Annotated in this window: 13 protein-coding genes; 4 read left to right on the top strand and 9 right to left on the bottom strand. The window is 57.7% G+C overall.

All coding sequences use genetic code 11. From position 1 onward, the window contains the following. Window positions 1-40: 40 nt before the first annotated feature. From VG146_21580 to VG146_21565, 4 genes are all read right to left on the bottom strand, one after another. A complete protein-coding gene (locus tag VG146_21580; protein ID HEV2394949.1) occupies window positions 41-2,341 on the bottom strand; it encodes a tetratricopeptide repeat protein in 2,301 nt (766 codons plus the stop codon). Then, window positions 2,338-5,349, bottom strand: a complete 3,012-nt coding sequence (locus tag VG146_21575) for a two-component regulator propeller domain-containing protein (protein ID HEV2394948.1) — start codon at window positions 5,347-5,349, stop codon at window positions 2,338-2,340. Before VG146_21575 ends, VG146_21580 begins: the two co-directional genes overlap by 4 nt. Window positions 5,350-5,572: 223 nt before the next feature. Beyond that, window positions 5,573-8,374: a pyruvate, phosphate dikinase gene (gene ppdK, locus VG146_21570; protein ID HEV2394947.1), complete on the bottom strand. Its 2,802-nt coding sequence runs from the start codon at window positions 8,372-8,374 to the stop codon at window positions 5,573-5,575. A 319-nt stretch (window positions 8,375-8,693) separates the two neighbouring features. Beyond that, window positions 8,694-9,281 (bottom strand): Maf family protein, encoded by a 588-nt coding sequence (locus tag VG146_21565; GenBank protein ID HEV2394946.1) that lies wholly within the window; start codon window positions 9,279-9,281, stop codon window positions 8,694-8,696. Window positions 9,282-9,408: 127 nt separating this feature from the next. Between VG146_21565 and VG146_21560 the strand changes: the two genes are divergently transcribed. The 3 genes from VG146_21560 to VG146_21550 all read left to right on the top strand — a co-directional run bounded on the left by VG146_21560 (window position 9,409) and on the right by VG146_21550 (window position 12,406). Beyond that, on the top strand, window positions 9,409-10,857 hold the full coding sequence (locus tag VG146_21560; GenBank protein ID HEV2394945.1) for a uroporphyrinogen decarboxylase family protein: 1,449 nt from the start codon (window positions 9,409-9,411) through the stop codon (window positions 10,855-10,857). A gap of 786 nt (window positions 10,858-11,643) precedes the next feature. Continuing rightward, window positions 11,644-11,949, top strand: coding sequence for a hypothetical protein (locus VG146_21555; GenBank protein ID HEV2394944.1), 306 nt, complete (start codon window positions 11,644-11,646; stop codon window positions 11,947-11,949). Beyond that, window positions 11,936-12,406, top strand: coding sequence for a hypothetical protein (locus VG146_21550; protein ID HEV2394943.1), 471 nt, complete (start codon window positions 11,936-11,938; stop codon window positions 12,404-12,406). Before VG146_21555 ends, VG146_21550 begins: the two co-directional genes overlap by 14 nt. Before the next feature lie 1,473 nt (window positions 12,407-13,879). Here VG146_21550 and VG146_21545 read toward each other — a convergent pair. The 5 genes from VG146_21545 to VG146_21525 form a co-directional block, all read right to left on the bottom strand. Then, on the bottom strand, window positions 13,880-14,608 hold the full coding sequence (locus tag VG146_21545) for a hypothetical protein (protein HEV2394942.1): 729 nt from the start codon (window positions 14,606-14,608) through the stop codon (window positions 13,880-13,882). Between the two features lie 106 nt (window positions 14,609-14,714). Then, complete coding sequence (locus VG146_21540; protein HEV2394941.1) at window positions 14,715-16,367, bottom strand: L-lactate permease; 1,653 nt, start codon at window positions 16,365-16,367, stop codon at window positions 14,715-14,717. A gap of 81 nt (window positions 16,368-16,448) precedes the next feature. Further along, a complete protein-coding gene (gene cutA, locus VG146_21535) occupies window positions 16,449-16,772 on the bottom strand; it encodes a divalent-cation tolerance protein CutA (protein HEV2394940.1) in 324 nt (107 codons plus the stop codon). Window positions 16,773-16,799: 27 nt separating this feature from the next. Further along, window positions 16,800-18,551 (bottom strand): FAD-dependent oxidoreductase, encoded by a 1,752-nt coding sequence (locus VG146_21530; protein ID HEV2394939.1) that lies wholly within the window; start codon window positions 18,549-18,551, stop codon window positions 16,800-16,802. Further along, on the bottom strand, window positions 18,541-19,161 hold the full coding sequence (locus VG146_21525; protein HEV2394938.1) for an HNH endonuclease: 621 nt from the start codon (window positions 19,159-19,161) through the stop codon (window positions 18,541-18,543). The genes VG146_21530 and VG146_21525 overlap by 11 nt, the downstream gene beginning before the upstream one ends. A 119-nt stretch (window positions 19,162-19,280) precedes the next feature. Between VG146_21525 and VG146_21520 the strand changes: the two genes are divergently transcribed. Beyond that, entirely contained in the window at window positions 19,281-20,573 is a 1,293-nt protein-coding gene (locus tag VG146_21520; protein HEV2394937.1) for a hypothetical protein, read from the top strand. The last annotated feature ends 64 nt before the right edge of the window (window positions 20,574-20,637 follow it).

Here is a 20,637-nt window from a genome sequence, read left to right as displayed (position 1 = left end):
CGATTTCTTTGCCTTCCTTGCGTTGACAGCGGCTGCTGCTCTACGGCTTTATCGCCTTGATCTTCGCAATATAGTCGGGCGCCAGTTTGTTCTGCGGATCGAGCTTGCGGGTTTCCTCGAATTGGCGCAGGGCCTCATCCAACTGGCCTTCTTTCGCCAAAGCCACGCCCAGGTTCAAATGCGCCATGGCGTAATCGGGTTTGAGGTGAAGCACCTGCTCGAATTGTTCGCGCGATTCCTTGACTCGCCCGGCAAAGGCCAACTCCTCGCCCAATGCGTAATGCGCCTCCCAATTTGACGGCTGGAGCTGGACAGCTTGTTGGAACTGTGCGATGGCCTCGGGTTGGCGTTGGAGCTTCGATAGCGCCTTGCCGGCCAGCAAATAACTGCGCGGCTCCTGGGGCAGCAGCTTTCGCGCCTTCTCGTAGTCGGCTAGCGCTTGCTCCGGCTTGCCTTCGAGTGCTTCGATTTCGCCCAACTCAAGCCACCCCTCGCTCAGGTCCGGGCGCAACACCAGGGCTTGCAGCAAGCGCCCCCGGGCTGCCGTAAGTTTTGCCTGGCGCAACAGGAGCCGGCCGGACTGGAAGTACGCCAGGTGATGGTGCGGGATCAGTTCGATGACCCACTCCCATTGTGCGGTTGCGGCCAGCAGGTCGCCGGTGGCTTCAAGGAACTCGGCAAAATCCTCGTGCAACCGATAGTCTGCCGGAGACCATTCGATTGCCTGCTGATACAGCTTTCGGGCCGCAGCGGCAGCCGTGCCGTTCATCCGTTGTCTGAGCGCGCGCAGATTGGCGCGAAAAGATTCCAGTCGTTCGGCGTAGTTAAATTGCGCGCTGAACGGCGGCTGGGCCAGTCGGCGAAGCATCTCTTCCAGCACGCCATAGCGATTCCAGTCCGTCAGTCCCAGGCGCTTTTCGCATGTCTCCTGTGTAGCCCAAGTTGCCGCCGATTGGTTCATGGCGGCAGCCGGGACAAACCGCTCAACCTGCTGGGCCCAGGCTAGGGCGAGGCGATAGTTGCCGTCGAAATTCAAATGAACGTGTTCGTAAAACGATTCCTGCCCTGGAATGCCTGTTGGACTATTCGTGGCAAACACCGCCGCTGCGTCAAAGAACGTCAGCCCGGGGCCTGCAGAGCGGTGTGCGGAGTCGCCTATCAACGCGTTGATGCGCGAATCAGCGCGAAAAGGCAGGGCGTCCAGATCGCACGCCTTTTGGAAATGCCGGCGAGCGGCGGCGAAATTCGTCAAATTAAACAGGCAGCGGGCTTCTAAAAATTCGAGGTCTGCGCGCCCGGGGTCCAGGCTGGCAGCTTGCGCAAAAAGTTGCGCCGCTTGGGAGTAATTGGTCTGGCTGGCCATGCTCAAGCCATCCCTGAACAACTTGTCGGCTGTGGCAGGATTGCCCCCGTTGCTGAAAGTATTTGGGCTCGGGACGCTCGCGAAGGGAGGGGAGTCCAGAAGATTGACTGCCACCGTGCTGAGCACAATTTTTGCGCCGGAACTCAGGCCGGTTTCGAGAATGTCACGCAGGTTCTCGCGGAAATTCGCATAGACCCTTTCCTTTTGCGGGTTGCCGGGCGCGACCCAGTTCCTGACGAACATCTCCATCCCGCCCCAGGATTGGGGTTCCGCCGAGCGGTTCCTGAGCCTTCGCGCTACTCCGGCCAGCAATTGACCCAGCCGTGTTTTTTGCACTGCAAGGCTCACCCGCACCCAGGCGCGCGAAGGGGCTTGCGCGCCTAAAACCCCGGCAGCGCCAAAGGGCCCCACCATTTCGTTGTTCCCCATGTAGATGATCCAAATATCGCCCTGGCGCCGGGCGCATTCGCGGGCAATGTCGAGAATCGCGTGCGAATTGATGGCGGTCATGGCAACGCAGACCACTTCGAAATTGGTTTGTGGGAAACGCTCGCGCAGAAGCGCTTCCAAATACCGTCCGGCGCCATAAGCAGGGCGCGGGTCGCCCAACGCTGCGGACTCCCCGAGAATGAAAATCCGGCAAGTGCCCGGCGGCTTCCGAGCCTCCATTTTTACTGGCGCCGGGCTGCGCGCCAATTCGGGCGGAAAGAAGCGCAGACCGAATTTGTCATTCTCGACCAAAAAATTATCGTTTCCAATGCGTATGGATTTGAAAAACCCGGGGTCATAACCGAAACCTGCGAGGCGCAGCCCAAATTCAAGCCCCCCCAGGACCAGAAGCGGCCCCAAAACAGCGGCTGCAAACCGAAACCAAAAGCGCCGGGCTTTCGAGATCGGTGCTTCTGGCGGGCTGACCGTTGTCGGCGGACTCGGTGACGCCGGCGAACCGGCTTTTTTTTCGCTATCCTTTGGTTTCAATTTTGCAATGGGGCCGTTAACCGTACGCAAGCGCCCCCTTCAGCGCCTGGAGCTGTTTCGAATTTGCCGCCGATATCTTCCAGGCGCCGCCGCATATTGCGCAGGCCGTTCCTGCCTTTTTTCTCGTCGGCAGCGGTGAGGCCCTTGCCATTATCCTCTATCTCGAGCACGAACTGGCCGGCTTCGAGCCGCAACCGCAGCCAGGCGGCGGATGCCTTCGAGTGCTTCACCACATTATTGACGGCTTCTTTTGCGGCAAGAAAGACGTTGTGGCGAAGCTCGGGTGAGATGGGAATGGCGGGCAATTGCGGCGGGACTTCCAGCCGGTACTTTAGCCCGGCGATGGCCAAGTACTCCTGGGCGTATTTGCAGACGTAATTGATCAGCCCATCGAGCGTGTCGTTCGATGGATTGACCGTCCAGACAATTTCATCCAGAGCGCGAGTTGTTTCCCGCGCGGTTTGAGAGATTTGCCGGGCGTGGCTTTCGATCTCAGCCGGCAGCTCTTTATCTGTCTCAGCCATTTCGCCCAGCAGCGCGACCTGGGTGAGGTTTGCGCCGAGTTGGTCGTGGAGGTCGCGCGCGATTCGGGCCCGTTCTCTTTCGAGGGCTTCCTGCTGGCGCAAGGCCGCGAGTTGTCGCTGGAGTTTTTGGGTCGAAACGTAATGCACCGAGCCGACAATGGCCCCCAGCAGGCAGGCTGTGGCAGCGCTCAGAAACCACCACGTTTGCCAAAAGGGCGGCAGGACCGTGATGGCGAGGGACGCGCCAGTTTGGTTCCAAACGCCGTCTTCGTTGCAGGCCTGGACCTGGAACCTGTAGTGGCCATGCGGCAATCGGCTATACCAGGCAAACCGCCGTTGCGCCTCGGTCTGGGTCCATCGAGTTTCATGACCCTCCAAGCGGTACTTAAACAGACCTTTGTCAGGAGCTGACAGATTGAGGCTGGCGAAATGAATCTCGATGCTCTCCTTGTCGGCCGGCACGGTGACTTCCGTCGGGGCGGGGCCGCGCAGGACATCGGCATGCTGCGGTTGGCCATCCAACAGCACCCCATCAATCACGACCGGCGGTGGATTGGTATTGGGCATGAGTTCAGCGGGTTGGATGGTTGCGAGCCCCATGGTTGTGGAAAACCAAAGCGTGCCGTCAGTCGTGCGGCAGGCGCCCGGCTGGGAACCGGTGCTGCATTCGCCGGGCAGGCCATCGGTGGCGCCAAAAAGCCTGCACGGAATCGAATCCGGCGCTTGGGTCGAAAAACTGTTCAACCTCCGCTTATCCACACGCATCAAACCTGCGTTTGACCCAAGCCACAGAAAACCTGCGTCATCTTCGAGCAGGTAGCCGATTTTATTGCTGACCAGCCCGTCGCGTGTTGTATAGCGCTTCCATTGCCCCTGGTAAAAACGGCCAAGGCCACCCGAGGTTCCGACCCATAAAACCCCCTGCGGATCGAGGTAGAGCGAACTGACATCATCGCCCGGTAAATCCTTAGGGTCAGCGCGGAACACGGTGAACTTGCCATCATGCAGCCGGTTCAAACCACCGCGCTCGGTGCCAACCCACAGATTCCCCTGCGGGTCGTCGGCAATGGCACGAACATCGTCCGAGGAGAGCCCGTCCCGGGTGGTGAAGACCTTCCAGTTGTGGCCATCCCAGCACGCAAGGCCCAGTTGCGAGCCCAGCCACAACCGCCCGTCACGCCCCTGGTATATGGCGGAAATATCGGCGTTGATGAGCGGCTGACCCGCCATCGGCATGAACTGCTCATCGCGCAGCGTGAAGAGGCTGAAGTGAGGCGCTATCGTGCACAATCCCCCCGCCCACACCTGCCGCGCCTGGTCTTGAAACACCGACTGGATGGCAAACTCCCCTTTGCCAGGACGAATTGAAATGGAAGCGGGCCAGAGGTTTGTAAAGCGCCGAAGGGCGCGTGTTTTCCAGTGATCGACCCGCTCAGCCCTATACCCAATCCACAATCCACCGTTACCATCCGGGCAAACCGATTGCACTGTCTCGCCGCCAGTTCCCTCGAGCAAATCGAGATTCTGCCGCTTCACACGGTCGAGGCCGCCACCATTGGTGCCGACCCAGAGATTGCCCTCGCTGTCGGTCACCAAACACCAAATCGAGGGAGCCGTGACACCCTCGACCCAAGTGGATTTGCCCTCCGCGTCGAACCACCAGATTCCATTGCCATAGGTGCCCACCACGAGATTCCCGTCGCGGTCTTCACAAGCCGCCAGAACCGGAACGCCCTCTTTCCATGGGTAGCTTCCCAAATCTTTTTCCAACTTATCAGCCTTCCATTTCTGCACCCGGCCATTAGCCAGCCGCCAATAGCCACCGGGTTTGCTGGCTAAAAGGAAATCGAGCCTGCCACAGGGAATCTCATAAGCCACCGGAACCGCTGCCAGGCTGGGGCTGGAGATGGGGCCCAGGGCAATGAGCCTGCCATCGGACGTGCCTATCCAAATCAGCCCGGAATTATCTGCGACAAGCCCGCGGCAGTTATCAAGAACCAACCGCATTTGATTATTTCCATAATGGTAAAGCTGGCCTTTGGCCATGTTGAGCCAGATACCCCCGGCAGGGTCTTCACAGATGACGCGCACCGGCCCTTGGCTGGCGGTATTCGGCATTGAAAGCCGGTTAATCCTCCCGCCTGTAGCCACTATGAACACACCCGCCTTTTCAGTCCCAATCCACAGGTTTCGTTGGCTGTCCTCGAACAGTTTTACAATTTTGCTGTCGCTCAACTCGGGCGCGTCGCTCTGGTCGTAAGTTTGAAAGCGCAACCCATCAAAGCGGGCCAGACCGCTGCCGGTGCCCACCCACAAATAGCCGTCACGGGTTTGGACCATGCTGATGACGGCGCTTTGAGGCAACCCCTCTTCGGTCTTCCACTGTCGCACCAGATAATGAGAATTAGCAGCGCTGGAAAGAGGAACCGAAAAGGCGCAGAGCCATAGCCAGGAGGCGATGAAAGTCCAACAGTTCTGCGGCATATCCGTATCGGGGTTGCGGCCAGTGACACAGGTCTGCTGCCGCCCTGAGCTTAGATTGCCTGGACGAAGGGGCTGAGGCAAGCAAGATGGGCGTAGCGGCGGTAGCTTTCCTGGGGAATTGATACGGGCGCGTGGAATATCCCAAAGCGGTAGAGGACTACCGCAGTCCAAAACGCTGGCGCGCCATCGGGTAGCGGTCCGTTCTGACTTATCGAAAAACCGCCTAACGCTTGCTGAATCGGCTCTTTACGGTGCGCTTTTTGAGCGAGCCATTGCCCCTGGGGGCGCCACTTTTTGCCGGCTTGGCGGGCGGCTCCCCCTCTAATGCGGCCTGGGCTGCAGCCAACCGCGCCACAGGCACGCGGAACGGCGAACAACTCACGTACGAAAGCCCAATCCGGTGACAGAACTTCACGCTGTCCGGGTCGCCACCGTGCTCCCCGCAGATTCCCAGCTTGATGTCTGGCCGCGTGCTTTGGCCGCGTTCGACCGCAATCTTCATGAGCTGGCCGACTCCGGTTTGATCAATCGAGGCAAAGGGATTCTTCTTCACGATTTCCAGCTCCTGGTAAGGCGGCAGGAAAGAGCCCGAATCATCGCGGCTCATCCCGAGGCAGGTTTGGGTCAGGTCATTGGTGCCGAAGCTGAAGAATTGGGCGGTCTCGGCGATTTCATTGGCGGTGAGCGCGCCTCGAGGGATTTCGATCATGGTGCCGACGAGGTAGGCCAGCTTGACCTTCTTCTCGGCCATCACCGCCTGCGCCACGCGATGGACCAACTCGACTTGCAGGTCCAGTTCCTTCTTGAACCCGACCAGCGGGATCATGATCTCGGGTTTTACCTGGATCCCTTCCTTTTGCACATCCGCTGCGGCCTCAAACACCGCGCGAGCCTGCATTTCGGAAATCTCAGGATAAACCAGCCCTAGCCGGCAGCCTCGAAACCCGAGCATCGGATTGAACTCGTGCAGCTCTTTGACTCGCTGCGCTATCTTTTCGACTTTGATGCCCATCTTTTCAGCCAGCAGGTTCTGCGCGCCGTGGTCATGCGGGAGGAACTCGTGCAACGGCGGGTCGAGGAAGCGAATGGTCGCGGGCAGCCCCTTGAGTTCCCGGAAGATGCCTTCGAAATCGCCTTTCTGGTAGGGCAGCAATTTGCCGAGCGCTCTTTTCCGCTCCTCTGTGCTCTCGGCAAGGATCATCTCACGCATCGCATCGATGCGGTCGCCTTCAAAGAACATGTGCTCGGTGCGGCACAGGCCGATGCCGCTGGCGCCGAAGGCGACCGCGTTGGCGGTTTGTTCCGGGGTGTCGGCATTGGTCCGCACCTGCAAGCGCGTGACTTTGCTGCACCAGTTCATCAGCTTCTGAAACATCTGGTAGGTGGCGCTCTCATTGCCCCCAAGCGATTTCTCGACGAGCACCTGCACCACTTCCGAGGCCGCCGTGCGCAAGGAGCCCGGATAGACCTCTCCGGCGGTGCCGTTGATCGAGATGAAATCCCCCTCGTTATACATGCTGCCATCTACGGTCATCGTCCGGGCCGTGTAATCGATCTGCAACGCGCTGGCGCCGCACACGCAGACCTTGCCCATCTGCCTCGCGACGAGCGCCGCGTGCGAACTGACGCCCCCTTTGGCCGTGAGGATGCCCTCGGCGGCAATCATCCCGCGCAAATCCTCCGGGGAAGTCTCGTTGCGGACCAGCAGCACCTTTTCGCCTTTAGCTGCCGCTTCCACGGCGCGATCAGCGTTGAGGTAAAGCTTGCCGGAAGCGGCGCCGGGCCCGGCCGGCAGCCCTCGGGCAATGCACTTGGCGGCCTTGATTGCCTGTCGATCAAAAATCGGCGCTAGGACCTGATCGAGTTGGTCGGCCGGGACACGCCGGATGGCGGTTTTCCAGTCGATGAGTTTCTCTTTCTCCATCTCGATGGCAAACCGGACGGCAGCGAGCCCAGTCCGCTTGCCGTTGCGGGTCTGAAGCATGTAAACTTTTCCATCCTGGATGGTGAACTCGAAATCCTGCACATCTTTGAAATGGGATTCGAGCGTCTTGCGGATATTATCCAGCTCGGTGAAGGCCTCGGGCAAATGATTCTTGAGTTGGGCGACTGGCTCGGGTGTCCGCACACCGGCGACGACATCTTCGCCTTGGGCATTAATCAGGAATTCGCCATAAAACACCTTCTCACCGGTGGCTGGGTCGCGCGTGAAGGCCACACCGGAGCCGGAGCGGTCGCCGGTATTGCCATAAACCATCGCTTGCACATTGACGGCGGTGCCCCACTCCGAGGGGATATTGTACTTGCGCCGATAAACCATCGCCCGGTCGTTCATCCAGGAACCAAACACAGCCCCGGTTGCGCCCCAAAGTTGTTTCCAGGGGTCCTGCGGGAATTCATGGCCGGTGCGCTCCTTGATGAGGGCCTTGAATCGGGCGACCAATTCTTTGAGGTCATCGACACTCAACTTGGGGTCCTCGATGTCCTGCTGGTAGCGCTCATGCTTGAGCCCGTGAATGACCACTTCGAATGGTTCGTGATCTTCCCCGGCCCGCTTCTGGACACCCATCACCACGTCACCATACATCTGGATGAACCGGCGGTAGCAATCCCAGGCAAATCGCTCATTCCTGGTGGCGTTCACCAGGGCCAGGACTGTCTCGTCATTCAGGCCCAGGTTCAGAATCGTGTCCATCATCCCCGGCATCGAATCACGCGCCCCGGAGCGGACCGAGACCAGCAGCGGCATGAGAGATTTATCACCGAATTTTGTGCCGATGCTCTTCTCGATGAAGGCCACACCCGATTTCACCTGAGACTCGAGTTCCTTGGGGTAGCTCTTTTTGTTCTGATAATAGTAAGTGCAAACCTCCGTGGTCATGGTGAAGCCGGGCGGCACCGGCAGGCCAATGCGGCTCATCTCGGCCAGGTTCGCCCCCTTGCCGCCCAGCAGCGGCTTCATGCTCCCGTCGCCGTCGGCCTTCTTATTTCCAAACAGATAAACGTATTTTGCTGCTCTTGCCATAAAATGATTCCTATTTAAGGGTTTCAGGATGGTTCCCCGGAAACTACGTGGCCGACTCTAACAAAGCCCCTTTGTGTGTCAACGAACGAATGGGACAAATCCGTGAACGCCGACACCAAAAACCACGCAAAAAGCCCAATAAAACTCTTATTTCTCTCCTGGCCAGGGTGATGACAATAAATGCTAAATGTTCCGCAAAAAATGTGCCGTGGCTCCTCTCCCCTTCGCGACGATTTTCTGGTGCAGAATCCTTAGCAATCTTTGCGTTCTCTCGCGGCTTCGTCTTGGTTGCGGCTTCCTGTGCTGCGAAATGTCCAGGCTAGCTCCAGGCCTCGAGCTCTTTTACAAGCCGCTCCATCGGCAGACCGACCACATTGCTGTAAGAGCCGGCTATCTTTTCAACGATCCAATCGCCCTGCTCCTGGATGGCATAGGCCCCTGCTTTGTCGAGCGGATCGACCTTCGTCAGGTAGCGGCGAATCTGAACCGCATCCAGCGGGTGGAAAGTGACCTCGGTTGTTTCGGAAAAAACGCGCTGACGATGCCCGCGCAAGTGCAGGAGGCAGATGCCGGTGACGACCTGATGTGTGCGGCCCTGGAGTTGTTCGAGCATTTGATAGGCCTGCTCGAGGCCGGATGGCTTTCCAAACAGCGCGTTTCCCAGATAAACCAACGTATCAGCAGCCAGAACCAGGGTATCGGGGAAATGCTTGGCAACTGCCCGGGCTTTACGATAGGCATTGATTTGGCAAACCTCCCGGGCCGTCAATTGGTCGTGATGAATTTCCGGGGCGTCGCTGGGGACAATTCTGAACTCGATGCCCATATCGCCAAGCAGCTCCGAGCGGCGCGGCGAGGCGGACGCCAGGATCAGCGGTGGCAACTTCATGCGACGCGCAGGGCTCATAGACCGTTTATAGCTCTCTTTATTGGCTCCCTCTCCCCTCCCTGTACTCTATGCCATGGCCCATGTATATGCAGCTACAACATTTTTGTGGCGCCCTGCAATGTCAAGCGAGTAATGTGGCCCCATTGTGGCCACCAATACCGAGCAACTTTACCAGCAACGCCTCAACCGCTATGTAACCGCCATGCGCGATGAAAAACCGGACATGGTTCCGATCCGGCCTTTCGTGGCTGAGTTTACAGCCAAGTACGCCGGCTATACGTGCCAGGAAGTTGCCCATGACTTTACCAAGGCCTTCGACGCGGCGATTAAGACCGCCAAAGATTTCGATTGGGACGCCGTCGTGCCCAATATGGTCTATGTATGGACTGGTCTGACCCAGGCGATTGGCCTGAAGTACTATGGGATTCCGGGAATCGGCATCCCGCACACCACTGGATTCAATTACATCGAACCGGCGGAAGACCAGGCCTTCATGCGCCCCGACGATTACGACGCCCTCATTTCCGATCCGACCGCATTCCTGTACGAGACCTGGCTCCCACGCGCCTCCAGCGAGGTCTGCAAGCTCGGCCAGCCCTCGACTTACCGCAATAATCTTTCCTTTGTTAAAGGCGCCATGGCTATGCTCTCTTATTTCTATGCGTTTGGACCGCAAATCGCCCGCTTGCGCTCCGAGTGCGGAGTGGTTTCGGCCATCGCCGGCATTTTCAAGGCCCCCTTCGATATTCTGGCTGATAAGTTGCGCGGGTATGTCGGGCTCACGATGGACATGCACACCCAGCCCCGCAAGGTCCTCAAGGCCTGCGAGGCCCTCATGCCGCATCTGTGTCATGTGGGCCTCACCACCGCCGACCCGCAACGATTGGTCCCCATCGGCTTTTGGATGCACCGGGGTTGTGTTCCATTCATCAATCCCAAACAGTTCGATTCGCATCAATGGCCAACGCTCAAGCCGATTATCGAAGAGTTTTGGAAACAGGGCCACCAGACCCTGTTCTACGCGGAAGGCAAATGGAAGCATCATTTCGATTCCTTTCGCGAGTTGCCTGAGCGCAGCATTGTCTTTCACTGCGACCAGGACGATATCTTCCACGCGCACCAAAAGCTCCATGATAAGTTCGCCCTGAGCGGAGGCGTGCCCAACACGCTGCTGAGTTTTGGCAAGCCGGAAGAGGTCAGGGCTTTTTGCCGGCGCGTGCTCGCTGAGGTGGCCAAAGAGGGCGGCTACATTCTGGATGCGGGGGCCATCATGCAGGATGATAGCGACATCGGGAATCTGCGGGTCATGACGGAGACGGCCCGCCAATACGGTGTCTATCCAGCCGGCAGTTACTCCGCGCCCACTGCGCTGGCCCCGTGCGATTCGAGGGACTGTGTGCCCGCCCGGCATCACCTCAAGGCGATGGCCGCTCAGCCGCCGCCTGCCACAACCCCGGGCGCCTGTTTCCCATGGAAAGAACGCCTAAAAGATTTGCCTGAAATCACCGGCAGCCCGGAACTGGTCCGCAAAATCTGGGAAGACATCGATGCCTTCGGCAACATGTACATCTGGCAATTGCTGCTGAGCTTTTAAGCCGCGCGCAAATCTTTGCATCGATTGCGGCAGCCGCACTTTCCAGCAGCGCTCCGCCTGGCTGATGCCCATTGGCAACCATTTTCACCACAGAGAGCACAGAGGCACAGAGAAGACTGCGAAGCCACTTTCGTTCGTTTGATTCTCTCAGTGCCTCGGTGCCTGATACGCTTTCCAGAGTTATTCAGCCGAGGGCGAGGAGAGCCCCGGAAAGGTCCCCGCAGCCATCGGTGAATAACTCTGCCGCGCGCAGTGTGAAATCTGGTGAAAAACTTTTGCGTATCCGGCACTCTTGCCACGGCCGCATTGCCCCGGGCGGCTCACGGTCTTCGGTGCCAGATCCCTCGAGGATCTCCGTGGTTTGATAGTCTCCCTATTTCGGCTGGTACAGCAACAAAATGCGCGGCGTCCACCAGGGTTTGTTGCCACGCCAGCCTCCGAATCGGTGCCGTTAAATCAGGCACTTTTTCGGACCTCTGGTCGCTCGAAGACCTCCCTGGCACAAATTCCACCACTCTAGGATCCGTCTCGGGCGGCGAAGCGGGCTTTTCCCTTGACAAGCACCAGCCGTTGGCTTTATGGTCTGCCTCACCTACGGCGGGAAATGCTCGAAAATGTGTCCAGACACCGAAAAACCAATGCTCCCTCACCCGCGCAGCGCACAAAACAATTGGCGTGCCAAAAGGCAAATTCCTATAACATCAATTTCTCTTTGAATTTTGGAGTACCGGCTTTGAGCCTTACCTTATGTATCTCGGCATTATTGCGCAGGCAACATTGAGGGCTATGAAATCAGTTACTGGTTTACGACACAGTCTCTTTTATTTCACGTTCATGGTCCTGGCCTTGTCCTGGACCACATTGTCAGAAGCTCAATTCGTCGGCCCATACGCTCTGACTCCTCCAAACCTAGGGCTCCACACTATTTACGGGGGAAACCCGCAAGTTTTCGGAGACTGGACGCTGATCGCGGGACCACCGCAATCGACACCGCCGGTGTCGCTTTATGTGGAAACCGGGACCAATGGCCTGAGCTTGGACACCGGGCTTAAACAGACAAGCGTTACTGCTATTTTCTTTGCCCAAGTGTAGTGCTGCCGGCACGGTCACATTTGATTACTCCATCTCCGGGTCGAGCCAAGGTTCTTTCGGGTGGTTCAACGTTGGGTCGATTAAGCCTACTGGTTATTACGTCCCTTACGGTCAATTACAGGGATACGCGACGGACTTGGTTACCAATTTCACATCGGCATCGTTTTCCGTCGCCGCCGGGGATTACTTTGGGTTCCAGATCTCCATCCCGCCCTTTGCTCCACCACCAAACCAGCGAGTAGCGACCATACAGAATGCTGTGATGTCAACCAACGCTCCCGTCGTAAATATGAGTTACTTGCTTTCGGGTAAAAGCCTTGTTTTGTCCTGGTCTCAAGGCGTTCTTCAGTCCTCGGGCGATGCAATGGGCACATATACCGACATTACCGCTGCGACGTCTCCTTACACCATCCCGCTCACTGGCTCTAAACAGTTCTATCGGGTGCGAATTCGGTAGAATTGGGGCTTATGATCGCCAATGAAAAACCTTCCTCTCTCGTGCGGTTGCCAGCCCCTTCCAAGGACGAGTCGTCCCCAAACCTGAGGCTCGCAAATCGATCGACAAATCCGGTTCAACAGCGTTGAGGGCTATGAAATCAGTTACTCGTGCAGGACACAATCTCTCTTGTCTCACGCTCACGGGCGTGGCCTTGTCCTGGGCCACATTATCACAAGCTCAATTCGTCGGCCCATACGCTCTGACTCCACCAGACTTAGGGGGCTACATTCTCATCGGCGGAACGCACAATTTTGGAGGCTGGACGGTCATAGCGACACCAGAGGTGTGGCTTTTGCTGGGGACCGGGACCAATTCGCTGACCTTAAGTACTGACCGCTTAATAGTAAACAACAGTGCTGTTGTTTTTACTCAGGCTGCCGCCGCGGGCACCGTCACTTTTGATTACCACGTCGATGCGTCTGGCATCGGTTATTTTGGGTGGTTCAATTCTGGAGCGAACAAGCCCGCCGACTATTATATGCCTCACAGTCAATTGTTGGGGTACATTACGGATGCGGTCACCAATCACCAATTACACATCGGCATCGTTTGCTGTGGCCGCTGGAGATTACTTCGGGTTCACGATATCCATTCCAGAGACCCTTCCACCAACAGCAAACTCCCGAGGAGTGATGATTCAGAATGCTGTGATGCCAGTCGGCAATCCTCCTGTCGATTTGAGTTATTTGGTCTCGGGGAAAAACCTTGTTTTATCCTGGCCGCAAGGTGTTCTTCAATCCTCAAGCGATTCAATGGGCGCATACACAGATATTACTGCTGCTGTCTCCCCTTACAGCCTTCCGCTGACAGGCTCTCAACAATTCTATCGCGTGCGAACCCAGTAGAATCCCAGTAGAACACCTCTCTTTTATTTCGACTTGCGGGGGCAGATCGCTTTTGGCATGCCCGCATAGCGGGGGCCGATCGAGTCCCCCTTCCATTAATCTAATGCGATAGGCAAAGGGTCAAGCCCAGACAGGGGTGGGGTCAAGCCCTTGGTCAAGCCCAGACTTCGAGTCCTGCGGGATTCTGCGATCTGAAACTCTACGAAAGTAGAGGCGACCCCCTTCAGTGGAAGGCAGACCTCGGGGGATGGCGGAAAAATATGTGAAGTTGGCAGCTTACTATATCCAATTGCAAAGCGAGAACTATGACAGGTCTCTTAAGCACTTCTCAGAGACGAAGGTGTTTTGAAAAGCAGAACGTGACGTGAAGGTCATTGCCCTGCCAAGAATGGCGGGAGCGGACAATCCAGCTCAACAGCCGCCTCTTGGTTTAGCTCGTTTTGGTGAAATGGTTATTCTTTACCAGGGATGTCGTACGAGCCACACACTCCCGGAACGTAACCGCTGGCCGGGTTTTCCGATGTGCGGCGGCCGGGAGGCCGAGATTGATCTCCTCGTAGGCGAAGTGGTTGGTGGTGCTGCGTACTTAATACCTGCGGGATGGCTCGCCTGCGATGCCGCACTCGTGCTGAAAGAAGCGGCGATCAATGCGCGCCGGGTCGAGGCTCCAGCGCGCGGCTAAAAGCGGGACTTTATCCGTATTGCCTGAGAGCACATCGGGCTGTCCAAACATCGATGGTTGGGCTGTTTCATTATATCCAAAGCACTTGAGGTCCAGCTCCTTTTCGGCAGAGGACATCTTCCCCTGGTGCCAGAGTGTTTTAGCTGCCCAAGCATAGGCCCTGACGACGCGACCTGCATCCGCTTTGACCCAAGCATGGTAATGCAACACCCGGTTGGTATTGAAAAACTGGACGTGACCCAATTTCCGGCTCAACTCCATCACGAATCGGAAACAGGCATCCACATCATCGCTCGGATCAGGCAATCCACTGCCCATCACCAAAATCCAGCCCTTGACGGGCGGGGCAATGAAGAGTTTCTCATCGCCCACGAGCCCTTCGATCCAGGAACAAGGTTTTGGATTATGCAAACTGAGCGCCGACTGCACGGCGAGCAGGCTGCGGGTTTTAACTGCGAGCCAGCAGGTTGGCCTGGGCACAACGCAATTGGGCGCGTACTGGAGAGCCGCGGAACCACCCGCCTTTCGCGCCGGAGCCGCAGCTTTAGGCCGCGCACGGCGGATGACCAGGATGATAATTCCCATCCCGATGCTCAGCGCGATGCTGAACAGCATCAAGAGCAACACTGGCATGACTTCCCATCCATTCACCCGCTATAAATCTACGCACCTCGCGCAACTCATCAACTGGGCTTTTATAAGGTATTAGGACGGGGTGAGCCGCCCACCCGGCCAAAGACTACCGGACGACTAACCGTGTCAAAGGTGAGCAACAGGCCTGGAGCAGGACCAAGATGCCCATGAGCACAGCCAGCGCCAGACTGTGAAAGAAAAGATATCGAAGAATACGGCCCTCGTGCCCGTACCAATCCGTTGCCGTGCTTGCCACAACAATGCTTTGCGCATCGATCATCTTCCCCATCACACCGCCGGAGCTGTTGGCGGCGCACATCAGAATCGGGCTCAGGTGCGTTTGTTCGGCGGTGATTCTTTGCAGGCTCCCGAAAAGGGCGTTGGATGCTGTGTCCGACCCGGTGAGAGCGACTCCTAACCAGCCCAACAACGTGCCGAAAAATGGGTAAAGCCGTCCCGTTCGCGCCAAAGCCAGCCCGAGGGTGGCATCGATGCCGCAGTACTTGGTGAGTGTGCCCAGGGCGAGCATTGCGGCGATAGTTAACAATGAGAAGCGAATGCGCCAAAAGCTCTCGAGGTACGTCCGAATCAAGGTGCCAGGATTAAAACCCATTGCCAACCCAGCGACCAGGTCCGCCAGCAGGATGCCGGTGCCCGTTGCCGACAGAAAGTTGAAGGTGAACTCGGCGGGTTTGGGAGAGACGCCAAGTACTGCCACCGGAGGCATCCGTTGAACGGCGTGATGCAATCCGGGCACCTCGATGCGTGGGGCAGCAATTCGGTCGAGCCGCCGTTTGACTTGCGGCAGACCCCACAGCAGCATAAACCCGGTCAGGATCACCCAGGGAAACCAGGCTCGCAACCGGGGCGCCTTGGCCGGCTTGAGTTCCGACCCACTCGCGCCGGGGCTGGCTGCAGCCAGACCCAGTTTCGAAGCCGATTTGGGCCGCCAGAATCGCAACAGGGCAATCAGCGCGCCGATGGAACAGCTAGCCGAGATGGTATCGACCAGCCAGGGGCCATGGAGGTTTGAGACGAGGACTTGAGGCACAGCGAAGGCCAGCCCAGAGACCAGCGCGGCGGGCCAGATGCCGACCATTCCCCGCCAACCCGCGAAGGCCGCTACCACCCAAAAAGGCACCAGGACAGAAAAGAAGGGCAACTGCCGACCGACCATGGCGGAAAGTTTGAGCGCACTCAGGCCAGTGACCTGTTGCAATGTGGTAATGGGAATGCCCAAAGAGCCAAAAGCGACCGGCGCGGTATTGGCGATCAAGGCGAGACCGGAGGCATGGAGCGGCTTGAATCCCAGTTGCATCAGAATCGCCGCCGTAATCGCCACAGGGGCGCCGAACCCGGCGATACCCTCGATAAAGGCCCCGAATGAAAACGCGATGAGTATGACCTGGAGCCTTGGGTCGGGAGCAAGGTGCGCAAGGCCATCGCGCAACTGATCAAACAAGCCGCGTTTTACAGTAAGTTGATAAAGGAAGATGACGTTGAGAAGAATCCAACCAATCGGGAAAAGCCCAAAGACAGCGCCGTAAGCAATGGAAGCCCCGGCAGCCCGGGAAGGCATGTGGTAAATCCAGAGGGCAATTGCCAGCGCGGCTGCCAAACAAAGCAACGCGCACAGATGGATGCGAATCCTGGCTAAAGCGATCGAACCGAGCAAAATCACGGCCGGCAACGCCGCGGCAAGAGTGGACCACACGGCGCTATGGAGCGGGTCGTAGTTCTGAGACCAGACGTGTGTCATTTCATGCGCTAAATGGCTATTGTATCGGACGCATCGAGGCCGATCAGCAGCCTGATTCCAGACTCCTGCGAAGACAAGTGCTCAGCTCACGCATTGTTGCCACCAGCGAAGGTACCGTTTATTCCCTCGTTTGACGTGCAGCACGATGAATTCCGGCGTCACATAAGGATGTTCAGATAGAATTAGCCTCTCGAGGCCCACCAGGCGCGAAGAGTTCGTCTTGAGCAGCATCAGGACTTCCGAAGCCTGCTCGATTTTGCCGTGCCAGTGGTAATGGGACTCGACCTTCGGAATCAAATTGATGCAAGCCGCCAACCGGGCAGCGAGCGCAGATTTGGCCAAACGCCGTGCCGTCCTCAACTCCGGAGCCGTTACCAAAACCATAACAAATTGATTTTTTGGCATTGAGTCCGTTGGATGGTCGCTACCGTTTTAGCGTGGTGTCACCTCAGGCCAGGCCAGCGGAACGCCTTGTTCGCTGAGCAGCTTCTGAAACGCTGCCAGTTGGCTGCGGTCATTGCGCACCGCCCTCGGTGACGTCTTGCGCGCCAGACAGAATCCAGCCAGCGCGCCGGCGGCTTCTCCAATATTCCATTCCACCGGGTGCAGCCGGTAGCAACCGTTGCTTATGTGCGTGACCCCAAGATTTTTGCAGGCCGGGAGCAGGTTTTCCACGCGCTGCGGGATCAAGGCGCCCAGCGGGATTTGAAACGGGAGTGAACTGATGTCGATATAATTGTCTCCAGCCGTCGTGGGATGCAGATCGATCCGGTAACTGCCAATGCCCACTGAATCCGCGAAATGCGCCGCCCGCACTTTATTCCGGTCCAGCCCCGTCTCCCCCACCCGCGCCTCAGTGGAGACATGCTGCTCGAGGACAGTGAATTGGGCGCGAATCCGCCGGCTCTCGCGGATATAAGGGTATTGGGCCAGCCCATCCTCGGTCCCAACCACATCGGGCCGCAAACGCAATCCTTTCCAGCCCGTGCCGCCGTCGGGGCGGGGTGCCTCCGTTTGGAGCCAATACAACAGCGAAAGGCTGAGCTGCTTTGCCCGGGCCAAATGGATTGCCGCTTCCTGCTCGGCCACCTCGCAAATGTTGCCCAGCAAGTAATCATTTTGTGGCCAGTTGACCAATGATACATCGGCGGAATAGGTCCCAGGCGCAAATAGAGTCTTATCCGCAATCCGGCGATAGGACCAAAATCCTGTTCCTTTTTCGGGGTCAGTCTCAACCTTCCGAACCTTGAGCGTAACCGGGTCGCAACAGGTCAAGGAAAGGAGACGCCCGGTCCAGGGCGGAGTGAGCGCGGGGACAAAGTCCCGCCAGAAATCGTATTCGCGCGGTTTATCAATCGTGTGGTCCTGGTCGGCCAGGAAGTCCATCACAAAACAGCAGGTAAAGGCCTGCATGTTTTTCGGGGCGGCCTCTGGGGAGGCGTGCCGTTCGCCCGTCTCCTTTTGGGCCTCGGCCCCAGTCACGTATTCAGTTTTTGTGAGGGGAAGTAGCTCGCCCAGTTCGGTTGCGTCGATGAAGTAAGGCGCGCGCAGGACAACCTCGTTCCCGGATTCAAGACTGCGCGCTCGCACCGCCTCGACGCGATCCTGGTCGAAGGCGGCATCGGCAGCTTTGTGCCGCAGCAGGATGAGCAAACGCCGGCCTGCCACAAAAGGAGCAAAGCACTCGTTGAGCGCCGCCAGGGCCACGCGCGGGTCGTGGCACAAACGGGACACCCAGCCGTTGCCCGGATTCAAGTAAGGTTTGGCGCGCGCCTCGGCTGTGAGCGGGAAATTACGCCGATAATAATCCCGGATGCGCTCGCGCAGTTGGAGGTAGCTGCGCGTTGCGCCAAAGCTCTCGATCCACGGGTTCTCATCCGGCGGCACGGCCTGGGCCGTAAGCTGCCCCCCGATCCAATGGGTCTCCTCAGTCATAATAACCTGCAATCCGTTGCGGAGGGCCGCCAGGGCGGCGGCGCAACCGCCCAGGCCTCCCCCAACGATTACCAGGTCTGCGGCTAATTCGCTGGCAGCGGGAGTATGGTTTGGAGGGAAGGCCGCAGCGGGGCTTGGGACTGGCTCAATTGCCGAAGCAGGCGCCCGCCCCAAGAATGGCGCGGCAACACCGAGAGTTCTGAGAAAGCGTCGGCGGTCCAACCAGCGGTTTGGGGAGCTATCGGACATCTTCGCCCAATTCCACGTTCCAGTAGGCGAGGTCGATAAAATGCTTCCAACTGTCGTGCTGGTGCAGGCTGAAATTGATCTGGATGAAAGGGCGCCACTTTGGCCGCTTGGGTTTGCGAATAAGGTGCAACCCGGCCTCTTGCGGGGTGCGGTTGGCCTTGAGCGTGTTGCACTCGATGCACGAGCAAACAATGTTTTCCCAGGTCGTCGGCCCTCCCCGGTCGCGCGGGATCACATGGTCCAGGTTCAGGTCTTTGCGGTCGCAGCTCTTCCCGCAGTACTGGCACGTGCTTTTGTCCCGCTCGAAAATGTTGTGGCGGGTAAACTTCACTTCCTTCTTGGGCAAATGATCATAAACCAGCAGCAGGATGACTCGCGGCAGGCGGATTCGAAATGAAACGCTGCGCAGAGACTCCTGATGCGGTTCCTGTTGGGAGAAATCGCGCCACTCGTTAAAATCGAACGTTTGAAATGAGCCGTCGCTGCGGTCCAGCACAGCATGGGCGTGACCCTGAAAGAGCAGGGTGAGCGCCCGGCGCGCAGTGCAAACATTGACCGCCTGCCAGAGGCGGTTGAGCACCAAAACATGTTGGTTAAGTAGCGAGGTCATAACCTCATCCAACCGAGGCCAAACTACACAGAAGCACTCGGGCTGTCAACGCAAGCCACTCCCCCCTCGTTCTTCTTTTGTATCGCGAGGCAATTGCGGCCCTGATAAACTCCTGGCCAATGATCATACGAACGGTTGGCCTGACTTCGTGCCTGCTGCTGGCCTTGACGGCGAGGCCGCTGGCGCTGCAGGCAGCCGATGCGGCGTTCTTCGATGTTACCAAGGGGACGGAGTACACTCAGACCGGGTCCGGTGTGCCCACCCTCAATGGCACCAATGGCTGGGCATTTGAGGCCGAAGTACTGATGTCCGCCAATAACAGCGTCACCAATGCTGTTGTCCAGTCGCCCGCCGCCGTGCCCCCCTATCCCCTGACGCTCTCAGCGAGTCAGAGCAAACGGACCTACAAGCATAAGTACAACACGGTGACCAAGCTCAACGCTAATGACCCAAGCGGGGCTTACCTCATGACCATGCAGGGCGTCCATGACGGCACTCGGCAAGCCAGCCTCCAGTTGGCAGGCGATGTCTATCCGGCAGGGCCCTACATCCAAAATTTTCCCAGCACTCAAACCATTAACGCCAATGGCTATTGTTTGGTCACATGGGGACAATTCCCGGGCGGTGCCAGCGCTGATATCATCCAGTTCCGGGTCCAGGACCTGCTCGGCAACAAAATCTTTGAAACACCTGACCCCGGGAAACCAGGGGCTTTTGATGGAACCGCGATTCGAGTCTTGATAGCGCCCGGGATTCTGTCGCCGGGTCAGACCAGCCAGGCGACGCTCCTGTTTCAAAAGACAGTCGGGATTAACCAGACCAGCTATCCAGAGGCCCTGGGTGAGGCTGGTTATTTTGCAAGGACTACCTTTTATCCCATCACCACAACAGCCGTTGCGCCTGATGTCAAAACCTTCGAGATAGACAAGGCCAGCAAATGGATTCAAACAGACACGAACTCGCTAGCGCTGGAAACGGGACAGCAATTCGAGTTCGAAGCGACCATTCAGGCCTATGCTACCGGGGCGCTCACTACGGCCACCGTGCTGGTGCCCTCAAACACCAATTCCCTATCCCGCAGCCTGGTCCTTCAACCGGGAGGCACAACCCTCTATTTTTCGGATATCGCCCCGACCGCAGGCGGACTGGACGCATTCTACGGGGCCGGGGTTTATACCTTGGTGTTTGACACAGCTCATGACAGCAACAAATCGTTGGCCCTTTCTTTGCCCGCAGATGCCTACCCGCCCGCGCCGCGTATTTCAAATTTTAACGTCGTGCAAACGATTAACGTCAATCATGACACTCTTGTCTCCTGGGACCCTTGGTCCGGCGGCGGAGTGGGCGATTTTGTGCAACTGCGGATCGAGGACCACAATTTCAACAAGCTCTATCTGACATTTTGGCGCTAATTTATGGGAGGTTATTGGAGGTTCAGACCTTAGTTTTCCGCAGTGTTGCGCGGTTTTGCTGCTT

It is taken from the genome of Verrucomicrobiia bacterium (genome assembly GCA_035946615.1).
Lineage (GTDB): Bacteria > Verrucomicrobiota > Verrucomicrobiia > Limisphaerales > UBA8199 > DASYZB01.
Note: the sequence above shows the minus strand (reverse complement) of the source record. Positions and strands in the feature narration are given on the sequence as shown.